9 protein-coding genes and 1 pseudogene are annotated in these 10,998 nt (G+C 70.9%); 7 read left to right on the top strand and 3 right to left on the bottom strand.

All coding sequences use genetic code 11. From position 1 onward, the window contains the following. Nucleotides 1-497 (bottom strand): annotated as a pseudogene (locus tag ABD378_RS33250) (DNA helicase RecD); the annotation flags it as partial. Further along, nucleotides 494-1,474: an aldo/keto reductase gene (locus ABD378_RS33245; protein WP_344527064.1), complete on the bottom strand. Its 981-nt coding sequence runs from the start codon at nt 1,472-1,474 to the stop codon at nt 494-496. The gene ABD378_RS33245 and the pseudogene ABD378_RS33250, both read right to left, overlap by 4 nt. Nucleotides 1,475-1,646: 172 nt before the next feature. Between ABD378_RS33245 and ABD378_RS33240 the strand changes: the two genes are divergently transcribed. Next, complete coding sequence (locus ABD378_RS33240) at nt 1,647-2,696, top strand: LLM class F420-dependent oxidoreductase (protein ID WP_344527062.1); 1,050 nt, start codon at nt 1,647-1,649, stop codon at nt 2,694-2,696. A gap of 223 nt (nt 2,697-2,919) precedes the next feature. Next, nucleotides 2,920-3,708, top strand: a complete 789-nt coding sequence (locus ABD378_RS33235; RefSeq protein ID WP_344527060.1) for a ferritin-like domain-containing protein — start codon at nt 2,920-2,922, stop codon at nt 3,706-3,708. 33 nt (nt 3,709-3,741) lie between these two features. Here the strand turns inward: ABD378_RS33235 and corA are convergent, their stop codons facing one another. Continuing rightward, the gene (corA, locus tag ABD378_RS33230; RefSeq protein WP_344527068.1) at nt 3,742-4,740 is read right to left on the bottom strand and encodes a magnesium/cobalt transporter CorA; all 999 of its coding nucleotides are present in this window, start codon (nt 4,738-4,740) and stop codon (nt 3,742-3,744) included. 62 nt (nt 4,741-4,802) lie between these two features. Between corA and ABD378_RS33225 the strand changes: the two genes are divergently transcribed. The 5 genes from ABD378_RS33225 to ABD378_RS33205 form a co-directional block, all read left to right on the top strand. Continuing rightward, entirely contained in the window at nt 4,803-5,489 is a 687-nt protein-coding gene (locus ABD378_RS33225; RefSeq protein ID WP_344527058.1) for a histidine phosphatase family protein, read from the top strand. Between the two features lie 81 nt (nt 5,490-5,570). Further along, nucleotides 5,571-6,161, top strand: a complete 591-nt coding sequence (locus ABD378_RS33220; protein WP_344527056.1) for a DUF3090 domain-containing protein — start codon at nt 5,571-5,573, stop codon at nt 6,159-6,161. Then, entirely contained in the window at nt 6,125-6,991 is an 867-nt protein-coding gene (locus ABD378_RS33215; RefSeq protein ID WP_425583913.1) for an SCO1664 family protein, read from the top strand. The genes ABD378_RS33220 and ABD378_RS33215 overlap by 37 nt, the downstream gene beginning before the upstream one ends. 193 nt (nt 6,992-7,184) lie before the next feature. Further along, the gene (gene mshC / locus ABD378_RS33210) at nt 7,185-8,414 is read left to right on the top strand and encodes a cysteine--1-D-myo-inosityl 2-amino-2-deoxy-alpha-D-glucopyranoside ligase (RefSeq protein WP_344527054.1); all 1,230 of its coding nucleotides are present in this window, start codon (nt 7,185-7,187) and stop codon (nt 8,412-8,414) included. A 135-nt stretch (nt 8,415-8,549) separates the two neighbouring features. After that, a partial coding sequence (locus tag ABD378_RS33205) for a glycoside hydrolase family 31 protein (RefSeq protein WP_344527052.1) occupies nt 8,550-10,998 on the top strand: 2,449 nt, incomplete at its 3' end.

Genomic DNA, 10,998 nt, shown 5'->3' with positions numbered 1-10,998 from the left:
CCTCCGTCGGCGAGCACGGCACGGACCGCTTCGACGGCTTCGTCGCCGGGGCCCGATGCGGCCGCAGCGACGGGCTGAGGCCGCCGCATGGGCTCGGGCGCGGCCTTGCGCGGTGCGGGCTCGGGCTCGCTGAAGGCGCTGACGGCCGGCTTCTCACCGCTCTCCACCGCGCGCACGGCGGCCAGCAGATCGGCGGCCTTGCCGCTGAGCTTGGCCCCGGCGTCGACAGGACCCTGCTTGGCGGCCTTCCGCTCGGCGATCCGCTCCTGGAGCTCCCGCTGGGCGGCGATCTCGGCCTCGGTCTCCGAGAGTTCCTTGCTTTCGGCGGCAGCGTCGGCAGTGGTGTCGGCGGTGGGCTCGGCGGCAGCGTCAGGACCGTCGGAGCCGGCGGTGGCGGTATCGGCCGCGCCCTCGACCTCCGGCGCCTCCGCCCCGGTGTCCTCCGCGGCGGCGGCCTCCGCTTCCTCCGCGGCAGCGGTTTCCGGCTCCGTACTCACAGCGTGCTCCAGTCCTGATCGGGGTAGCGGTGCACGGGCGCCGACACATCGTCGAGCGCCTGGCAGATCTCGTCAGGAAGACTAAGGGTCTCCACTGACAATGCGGCCGTGAGCTGCTGCGCGTTGCGCGCGCCGACGATCGGGGCGGTCACTCCGGGGCGGTCGCGCACCCAGGCGAGTGCGACTTGCAGGGGCGTGGCCGCGAGGCCGTCCGCCGCCGTGGCGACCGCGTCGACGATGCGGCTCGCGGCGTCGTCCAGGTAGGGCGCGACGAACGGCGCGAGATGCTCGGAGCCGCCGCGCGAGTCGGCAGGGGTGGCGTGGCGGTACTTCCCGGTGAGCACGCCGCGGCCGAGCGGCGACGAGGGCAGCAGGCCGACGCCCAGGTCCATCGCGGCGGGCAGCAGCTCCCGCTCGACGCCGCGCTGCAGCAGGGAGTACTCCATCTGCGTACTGGCCAGGCGCGACCGCGTCCCCGGGGCCGCGAGCTGCCATGTCGCCGCCTTGGCCAGCTGCCAGCCGGAGAAGTTCGAGATGCCCGCATAGCGCGCCCGGCCGCTGCTGACGGCGATGTCCAGGGCCTGGAGCGTCTCGTCCAACGGCGTGCAGGGATCGAAGGCGTGCAGCTGCCACAGGTCCACGTAATCCGTGCCCAGGCGGGCCAGGGACGCGTCGAGCGCGGAGAGGAGGTGGCCCCGCGAGCCGTCGAAGCGCCGGTCGGGGTCGGGCACGCTGCCCGCCTTGGTCGCGATGACCAGGTCGCGCCGCGGCACGAGCCGTTCTATGAGTCGGCCGAGGAGATACTCGGCCTCCCCGTCGCCGTACACATCGGCCGTGTCGACGAGGCTGCCGCCGGCTTCCCAGAACACCTTCAACAGATCGGCGGCGTCGCTCTCCTGGGTGTGGCCCCAGGTGAGGGTGCCGAGTCCGATCCGGGACACGCGAAGGCCGGTACGGCCGAGATGCCTCTGCTCCATGGGCGCTGAGATTACTGGCCGTGCTCCTGCGGCGTGAGGGGCTGTGGACAAACCTGCCCTGCAGACAACTCGGCGAACCCACCCGCGAGCCCGCCCGCCCCTGACGGGTCCCGCGCCCACGCGCTACAGTCCCCGGCACAGGGACGTTACTGCTCAGTAAGGGGATTCGGCCATGCAGCTCGGGATCAACCTCGGCTACTGGGGCGCGGGGATGGACGCGGACAACCTCGCCGTCGCCAAGGAGGCCGACAAGCTCGGCTACGCGGTCTGCTGGGCCGCCGAGGCATACGGCTCGGACGCCGCGACGGTGCTGTCCTGGGTGGCCGCGCAGACCGAACGCATCGACATCGGGTCCGCGATCTTCCAGATCCCGGCCCGGCAGCCCGCGATGACCGCCATGACCGCGGCCACGCTCGACTCGCTCTCCGGTGGCCGCTTCCGCCTGGGCCTCGGTGTCTCGGGACCGCAGGTCTCCGAGGGCTGGTACGGCGTGAAGTTCGACAAGCCGCTCGCCCGCACCCGCGAGTACGTCGAGATCGTGCGCAAGGCGATGACGCGCGAGCGCCTCAGCTACGAGGGCGAGCACTGGACGCTCCCGCTGCCCGACGGCCCGGGCAAGCCCCTCAAGCTCACGGTCCACCCGCAGCGCGAGCACATCCCGCTGTACGTCGCCGCGATCGGCCCCAAGAACCTGGAGCAGACCGGCGAGATCGCCGACGGCGCCCTGCTGATCTTCCCCTCGGCCGAGCACCTGGAGGAGACCGCCATCCGCCACCTGCGCGCGGGGCGCGAGAAGGCGGGCAAGACGATGGACGGCTTCGACGTCGTCCCGACGCTGCCGCTCGCGGTGGGCGACGACGTCAACGGCCTCGCGGACATGTTCCGCCCGTACACCGCCCTCTACGTGGGCGGCATGGGAAGCCGCAAGCAGAACTTCTACAACCAGCTCGCCCAGCGCATGGGTTACGAGAAGGAAGCCGCCGAGATCCAGGACAAGTACCTGTCCGGCGACAAGGCGGGAGCGGCGGCCGCGGTGCCGCACGAGCTGATCGACTCGACCACGCTGCTCGGCCCCGTGGACCGCATCGCCGAGCGGATGCAGGCCTACGCGGCTGCCGGGGTCACCACGCTCACGCTGGCGCCGGCCGGCTTCACGCTGGAGGAGCGGATCGCGGCTCTGCGCGCGGGTACGCAGGCGCTGGAGAGCGCTGGACTGGCGTAACCCGGAGGGAGAAGTTCTGCGGCCGTGGTGGGGGCTCGGGGGTCTTCCCCGCCACGGCCGTCACGGAGCACAACGCGTCATGGCGGCCCTCGGTTACGGCCCCGTCCGGGGGCAGCTGTCCTTCGTTCGGCGGAGCCGTTCGCGGCAGCTGTTGCCACACCCGCGTCATCGCCTTTGACTTGTTCTTTGCGGAGTTCGCGCGGAGGGCATGGAGGTGCCAGTGATGCTTTCGGCCAGGAGTGTCTTCGAGGAGATCCTCGACAACGACGAGTCGTTCCAGCTCTTCTGTTCCATCGCGGCCAGCGGAGAGTCCCAGGGCGGCTGGGAGAACGGGCGCATCGCCGCGCTGCTCCCCGAGAGCCAGCGCGCCCTCACGCACAAGGTCACCCGGCACGGCGCCGACGAGGACAAGCACGGGCGGATCTTCAACGCCCTCCTGAAGAAGCGTGGACTCGCACCCGTCCCGGTCCCGCCCGAGACCGACTACACCAGGCTCCTGGAGCGTCAGGGCATCGGCCTCGCGCACGAGAAGCTCCGCCGTGAAGAGCCGCTGACCGAGCGGGACGTCGTCGTCTACCTCTCGCACAGCCGCGTCACCGAACAGCGCGCCGCCGACCAGATGGACATGCTGGTCACGTACTTCGGCGACCACCCCGAGGTCGGCAAGGCCATCACGATGATCTGCCACGACGAGGACAACCACCTGGCGTACTGCCACGAGGAGTTGCTGCGCCTGGCGGCCGCGGGACAGGGGCGCATGATCCTGGACACCCTGCACGAGTGCGCCCGTGCCGAGACGCGCGTGTACCGGGACGTGAGCCTCGCCGTGATGGGCCACATGGGACGCATCCTCGGCTGGCCGAAGCCCAAGTCCGTGGCGCTCGCCTCGGGTGTCAACGCCATCTCCGCGTACGAAAGGCTCGGCGGCTGGCGGCGGATGGTGTCCCTGAAGATGCCCGAGCGGCGCGACGCCCTCGGCGGGCCCGCCACCACGGCCGCCGGGTTCGCCTGAGCCGCGCCGGGTGAGACGCGCCGAAGCTGCCCGCTAGAGCCAGCCGCGGTGCTTGAACAGCCGGTACAGGAAGAACTCGAGCGCGACCATCAGCAGGATCACGGCCGGGTAGGACCACAGCCAGCGCAGCTCGGGCATGTGGTCGAAGTTCATGCCGTAGACCCCCGCGATCATCGTGGGGACCGCGGCCATGGCGGCCCACGCCGAGATCTTCCGCATGTCGTCGTTCTGCCGCACGCTCATCTGCGCCAGGTGCGCGGAGAGGATGTCGGACACCAGGCGGTCGAGGCTGTCCACCCAGTCGTTCACGCGCGTCAGATGGTCGCTGACGTCCCGGAAGAAGGGCTGCGCCGTCTCCTTCACGAAGGGCACGTCGGGTGCGAAGGGGCCCGCTCCGGAGAGGCGCATCATGGGCATCGCCAACGGTCCCGTGGCCCGGCGGAACTCGACGATCTGCCGCTTGAACCGGTAGATCCTGGACGCCGTGTTGCGGCTGCCCCCGCTGTCGGGCGAGAAGACCTCCGCCTCCAGCTCCTCCAGGTCGGTCTGCAGCTCGCCCGCGACGTCCAGGTAGTGGTCGACCGTGGCGTCCGCGACCGCGTACAGGACGGAGGTCGGACCGTGCTTGAGCATCTCGGGCTCCGCCTCCATGCGATGGCGTACGACACCGAGAGGCGAGCCCTCGCCGTGCCGGACCGTCACCACGAAGGCGTCGCCGATGAAGACCATGACCTCGCCCGACGAGACGGCGTCGCTGTCCGCCTCGTACACGACCGGCTTGAGGACCACGAACAGCGAGTCGTCGAACATCTCCAGCTTGGGCCGCTGGTGCGCCTTCAAGGCGTCCTCCACGGCCAGCGGATGCAGCCCGAACTCCCTGCTGACCTCGTCGAACTCCGCTTCCGTCGGTTCGTAGAGGCCCACCCAGACGAAGGCGTCCCCGGCGGTACGTGCCTCGTCGAGGGCATCGGAGAAGTCCGCCTCGCACTCGGTCCGGCGCCCGTCCCTGTACATCGCGCAGTCCACGATCACGGAGCGCATTCTTCCGAACCTCTGCTCGGGGCGCACCCCCGCGTCGGCTTAGGCTGGCCCGCATGCCCACGCTGATCCTCGTCCGGCACGGACGATCCACCGCCAACACCGCGGGCCTGCTCGCCGGGTGGACCCCCGGCGTGGCCCTGGACGAGCGCGGCGCCGCACAGGCCGCTCAGCTCCCCGGACGCCTCGCGGACCTGCCGCTCGCCGAAGTCGTCACGAGCCCGCTCCAGCGCTGCCAGGAGACCGTCGCGCCGCTGCTCGCGGCCCGGCCGGACCTTCGGGCGCACACCGACGACCGCATCGGGGAGTGCGACTACGGCGACTGGTCGGGCCGCAAGCTGGCCGAGCTGTCCGACGAACCGCTGATGGAGGTCGCACAGCAGCATCCGTCGGCGGCCGCCTTCCCGGGCGGCGAGTCCATGCGCGCCATGCAGACGCGGGCGGCCGAGGCGGTACGCGAGTGGAACGCGCGCGTGGAGCGCGAGCACGGCCCCGACGCCGTGTACCTGATGTGCTCGCACGGCGACATCATCAAGTCCCTTGTCGCGGACGCCATCGGACTCCACCTGGACCTCTTCCAGCGCATCTCCGTGGAGCCCTGTTCCGTCACCGCCATCCGCTTCACGCGCCTGCGGCCCTTCCTCGTACGCCTGGGGGACACCGGCGACTTCGGGTCGCTCGCGCCCCGCGTGGAGCCGCCGGGCAGCGACGCGGCGGTGGGTGGCGATGCGGGAGCACCGTGATCGTCGCCCGCAGTAGGGTGCAGTCGTCGCGTCGAACAGGCGCAAATGATCAACCGCAGTCGATCCCAATGGAGACAGGACGTGTCGCGTCAGGTGTTCCTCTACGACCCGCCGGAACGCTTCGTGGCCGGAACGGTCGGGCTCCCCGGACGGCGGACCTTCTTCCTCCAGGCCTCCGCGGGAGTCCGGGTGACCAGTGTCGCCCTGGAGAAGACTCAGGTGGCCGCGCTCGCCGAACGCATGGAAGAGCTGCTCGACGAGGTCGTGCGCCGCAGTGGCGGCAACGCGCCCGTGCCCGCTGTCGCGCCCCCCGAGGTCGGTGACAGCGCGCCCCTGGAATCACCCGTCGAGGAAGAGTTCCGTGTCGGCACGATGGCGCTCGCCTGGGACGGCGACGAGGAGCGCATGATCGTCGAGGCGCAGGCTCTGGTCGAGCTGGACGCCGAGTCGGACGAGGATCTCGCCGAAGCCGAGGAAAGGCTTCTGCAGGACGAGGAGAACGGGCCGCCGATGCTGCGCGTCCGGCTCACCGGGGCGCAGGCGCGCGCGTTCGCCAAGCGCGCCCTCGACGTCGTGAACGCGGGGCGGCCGCCGTGCCCGCTGTGCAGCCTCCCGCTCGACCCGGAAGGACACGTATGCCCGCGGCAGAACGGATACCGGCGGGGCGCGTGAGTCCCCCCGGCGTGGACGCGTCCGCCGGCGTCATGGACCTGCTCGCCCGGGGCGAGCTGACCGTCCGGGGCCGGATCCGTGAGGCCTCGAACGCGGTGCTCTACTGCTCCGTCTCGTACGAGGGGCAGGAAGCCGCCTGCGTCTACAAGCCGGTCGCCGGGGAGCGTCCCCTGTGGGATTTCCCCGACGGGACGCTCGCGCAGCGGGAGATGGCCGCGTACGAGGTCTCCGAGGCGACGGGGTGGGGCCTGGTCCCGCCGACGGTCCTGCGGGAGGGGCCGCACGGCGAGGGCATGTGCCAGCTGTGGATCGAGGGCTCGGACTCCGACCCGGAATCCTCCGGGGACGGTGGCGAGCTGCTGGCCCTCGTCGAGGGCGCGGAGCCCGGTGAGGGCTGGAAGGCGATCGGCTTCGCCGACGTGGGGGAGGGGCGTACGGCGCTCCTCGTGCACGCGGACGACGAGCGGCTGCGGCGGCTCGCGGTGCTCGACGCGGTGATCAACAACGCGGACCGCAAGGGTGGGCACCTGCTGACCGACGCCGGCCGCCTGTACGGCATCGACCACGGGGTCACCTTCAATGCCGAGGACAAGCTGCGGACGCTGCTGTGGGGGTGGGCGGGGGAGCCGCTGACCGCCGAGGCGGTGGGGGCGCTGGAGTCCCTGCGGGACGGGCTGACAGGGGAGGCGCCGCTGGCCCTGCGGCTGGGGAAACTGATCACTGGCGCGGAGGTGGACGCGCTCCGCGCGAGGGTGGACGCCCTGCTGGCGTCCGGGAAGCACCCCGTACCCGGCGGGGAGTGGCCGGCCATTCCGTGGCCGCCGGTTTAACCGATACCCCGAGGCTTCGGCGTTGTGCCCACCCTTCCCCAAGCTCTCGACTTCGCTCGACCAGGGGAGACCCCAATCGCCCTGCGGAACGCCTGCCCACAACGGGGGAAACGGGCGAGAACAAGCCGGTCCGAGGCGCCCCCGCCAGGCCCCCCACTCGTATACGGACGCTCCGTCCGGTTAGGCTCATGGAATGCATGCCTGGCCCGCTTCTGAGGTCCCCGCCCTGCCTGGCAAGGGCCGCGACCTCCGGATCCACGACACCGCGACCGGTGGTCTTGTCACCCTTGACCCCGGCCCCGTCGCCCGTATCTACGTCTGCGGCATCACTCCGTACGACGCCACCCACATGGGTCACGCGGCGACCTACAACGCGTTCGACCTCGTGCAGCGCGTGTGGCTCGACACCAAGCGGCAGGTTCATTACGTCCAGAACGTGACCGACGTGGACGACCCGCTCCTGGAACGCGCCATCCGCGACGGCAAGGACTGGGTGGAGCTCGCCGAGGGCGAGACCGCCTTGTTCCGTGAGGACATGACCGCCCTGCGGCTGCTCCCGCCGCAGCACTACATCGGAGCCGTCGAGGCGATACCCGGCATCGTGCCGCTCGTCGAGCGGCTCCGGGACATGGGCGCCGCCTATGAGCTGGAGGGGGACGTCTACTTCTCCGTCGAGTCAGACCCCCACTTCGGTGAGGTGTCCGGGCTCGACGCCGCCGCGATGAAGCTGCTCTCCGCCGAGCGCGGTGGTGACCCGGACCGCCCGGGCAAGAAGGACCCGCTCGACCCGATGCTCTGGATGGCCGCCCGTGAGGGCGAGCCGAGCTGGGACGGTGCCTCGCTCGGCCCTGGCCGCCCCGGCTGGCACATCGAGTGCGTGGCCATCGCCCTTGACCACCTGGGGATGGGCTTCGACGTGCAGGGCGGCGGATCCGATCTCGCCTTCCCGCACCACGAGATGGGTGCCTCGCACGCCCAGGCCCTCACCGGCGAGTACCCCTTCGCCAAGGCGTACGTCCACGCCGGCATGGTCGCCCTGGACGGCGCGAAGATGTCCAAGTCCAAGGGCAACCTCGTCTTCGTGTCGAAGCTGCGGCGGGACGGGACCGACCCGGTCGCCATCCGCCTCGCGCTGCTCGCCCACCACTACCGCGCCGACTGGGAGTGGACCGACTCCGTCCTGACCGAGGCCGAGGAGCGCCTCGGCCGGTGGCGTGCGGCCGTCTCGCGGCCCGACGGCCCCGACGCCGATGCGCTGATCGAGGAGATCCGCGACGCCCTCGCGAACGACCTGGACGCTCCGACGGCGCTCGCCGCCGTGGACCGCTGGGCCGCCCGCCAGGACGCCGAGGGAGGCACGGACGAGGGCGCCCCCGGCGTCGTGTCGCGTGCGGTCGACGCATTGCTCGGCGTGGCCCTGTAGCAGTTTCCCCGCCGGACGGGCTTCCCATCGGCTCCGTCCCGCGTATCCGCAACCGCATGGGCCGCTCCGGAAATCCAGGAGCGGCCCATCAAAGTCCATGGCCCTGGCACCTGTTGAGGCGCTAGACCACCGGGCATGAGATCACCCACGCGCCTCAGACGGGCGGCCGTCGCCGCCGCCCTGCTCGGCCTCCTCGCGGTGTTCGCCGGTCCCGGTGGCGGCGCCGCGCAGGCCGCCGACGATCCCGCGACCACGGTCGGGGACGTCACGGACTTCGCCGCCGACGGCTCCGTCTACCGGCTCACCGCGGGCAAGGCCGAGGCCCGCGTCAGTTTCGTGTCGACCGAGACATTCCGGCTCGAACTCGCCCCCGAGGGCGACTTCACCGACCCGACGGGCAAGGACATCGTCCTGCCGCAGGGCGACCCGCCGCGCACCAAGTGGGCCGACAAGGGCGACCGCTACGAACTGAGCACCTCCAAGGTGACCCTGCGCGCCTACAAGTCGCCGCTGCGCTTCGCCCTCCACCGCTCCGACGGCACCCAGGTCTGGGCCGAGTCCAAGGGCCTGAGCTGGACGAAGGACGCCACCACACAGAGCCTGGCCCGCGGCGCCGACGAGCAGTACTACGGCGCCGGGATGCAGAACGGGCGCGGCAACACCTCGCACCGCGGCAAGAAGGTCGAGGTGAGCGTCGACTACAACTGGGACGACGGCGGGCACCCCAACTCCGTGCCCTTCTACCTGTCTTCGGAGGGCTACGGCGTCTTCCGGAACACCTACGCTCCCAACACCTACTACTTCGCGGAGCCGGTGACGGCCACCGCCAAGGAACAGCGCTTCGACGCCTACTACTTCGCGGGACGCGGCAGCGACGCCGCCAAGGACGTCATCGGGCAGTACACGAAGCTCACCGGAAAGCCCTTCCTGCCGCCCGTCTACGGGTTGGAGATCGGTGACGCCGACTGCTATCTCCACAACGCCAACCAGGGCGAACGGCACACCCTGGACTCCCTGAAAGTCGCGGACGAGTACCTCAAGCACGACATGCCCAACGGCTGGATGCTCGTCAACGACGGCTACGGCTGCGGCTACGAAGACCTCGCCGAGACCGCCAAGGGCCTCCAGGACCGCGACATGCAGCTCGGCCTGTGGACCGAGGACGGCCTCGACCAGATCGCCGACCAGGTGAAGGCGGGCCAGCGCGTCGCCAAGCTCGACGTCGCCTGGGTCGGCGACGGCTACAAGAAGGCGCTCGACGGCTGCAAGGACGCCTACAAGGGCATCGAGGACAACAGCGACGCCCGCGGCTTCACCTGGGCCCCCGAGAGCTGGTCGGGCGCCCAGCGCTGCGGAGTGCAGTGGTCCGGCGACCAGAGCGGCAGCTGGGAGTACATCCGCTGGCAGATACCGACGTACGCGGGCGCGACCATGTCCGGCCTGGCCTACACGACCGGTGACGTGGACGGCATCTTCGGCGGCAGCGCCAAGACGTACGCGCGTGATCTGCAGTGGAAGTCGTTCCTGCCGGTCACGATGACGATGGACGGCTGGGCCGCCACCGACAAGCAGCCCTTCCGCCACGGCGAGCCCTACACCTCCATCAACCGCAAGTACCTGAAGCTGCACGAATCGCTGCTGCCCTACTTCTACTCGTACGGCCACGAGGCGACGAAGACCGGCGTCGGCGCCGTGCGTCCGCTGGCCCTCGAATACCCCGACGACCCGAAGGCCGCCACCGACGCCGCCAAGTACGAGTTCCTGACGGGCGAGGACTTCCTCGTCGCGCCCGTCTACAAGGACACGACCGTCCGGGACGGCATCTACCTGCCCAAGGGGACGTGGACCGACTACTGGAGCGGCCGTACCTATCAGGGGCCGACGACCGTCGACGGCTACAGCGCGCCGCTCGACACCCTGCCGCTCTTCGTCAAGGGCGGTGCCACCGTGCCGATGTGGCCCGGCGGCATCAGGTCCTACAAGGACCGCACCGCCGACTCGCCCCTCGCCTGGGACATCTACCCGCAGGGAAAGTCCTCCTTCGAGCTGTACGAGGACGACGGCGTGACCCGACAGCACCGCGACGGCAAGTACGCCACCCAGCGCGCCGACGTCGACGCGCCGCGCTCCGGGGCGGGCGACGTGCGGGTGCGGATCGGCGCGAGCAAGGGGGAGTTCAGCGGCAAGCAGACCAAGCGGCCGTACGCGTTCACGCTGCACACCGGTGACGCGCCGGGCCGAGTGGATCTCGGCGGCGACAAGCTGCCGCGGTTCACTTCGAAGGAGGCGTACGAGAAGGGGGCACAGGGCTGGTTCTACGACCGGGACGACCGGGGCGGTGTGGTCAAGGTGAAGACGGCCGCGCTCCGTACGGACCGGGCGTTCGAGATCGAGCTCGACGACACCAGCGCGGTCGGCGGTGCCGTGCCCGGCGCGAGCGCCGCGCTGAGCGCCCCCGCCGGACAGGAACTCGGCGCGGGAGCGGCGGGCAAGGTCGCCGTCGACGTCACGGCCGGGACGCGGGACGCCACCGGCGTCGACGTCACCCTGGACGTGCCGGACGGCTGGACCGCGGGCACCGCCC

Origin of the sequence: Streptomyces rectiviolaceus, from assembly GCF_039533825.1 — a bacterium.
GTDB lineage: Bacteria > Actinomycetota > Actinomycetes > Streptomycetales > Streptomycetaceae > Streptomyces > Streptomyces rectiviolaceus.
Note: the sequence above shows the minus strand (reverse complement) of the source record. Positions and strands in the feature narration are given on the sequence as shown.

Bases quoted from the DNA above. Each gene is read 5' to 3' on its own strand.
- ABD378_RS33245 (WP_344527064.1), bottom strand. From the start codon at position 1,474: ATGGAGCAGAGGCATCTCGGCCGTACCGGCCTTCGCGTGTCCCGGATC.
- ABD378_RS33240 (WP_344527062.1), top strand. From the start codon at position 1,647: ATGCAGCTCGGGATCAACCTCGGCTACTGGGGCGCGGGGATGGACGCG.
- ABD378_RS33235 (WP_344527060.1), top strand. From the start codon at position 2,920: ATGCTTTCGGCCAGGAGTGTCTTCGAGGAGATCCTCGACAACGACGAG.
- ABD378_RS33225 (WP_344527058.1), top strand. From the start codon at position 4,803: ATGCCCACGCTGATCCTCGTCCGGCACGGACGATCCACCGCCAACACC.
- ABD378_RS33215 (WP_425583913.1), top strand. From the start codon at position 6,125: ATGCCCGCGGCAGAACGGATACCGGCGGGGCGCGTGAGTCCCCCCGGC.
- mshC (WP_344527054.1), top strand. From the start codon at position 7,185: ATGCATGCCTGGCCCGCTTCTGAGGTCCCCGCCCTGCCTGGCAAGGGC.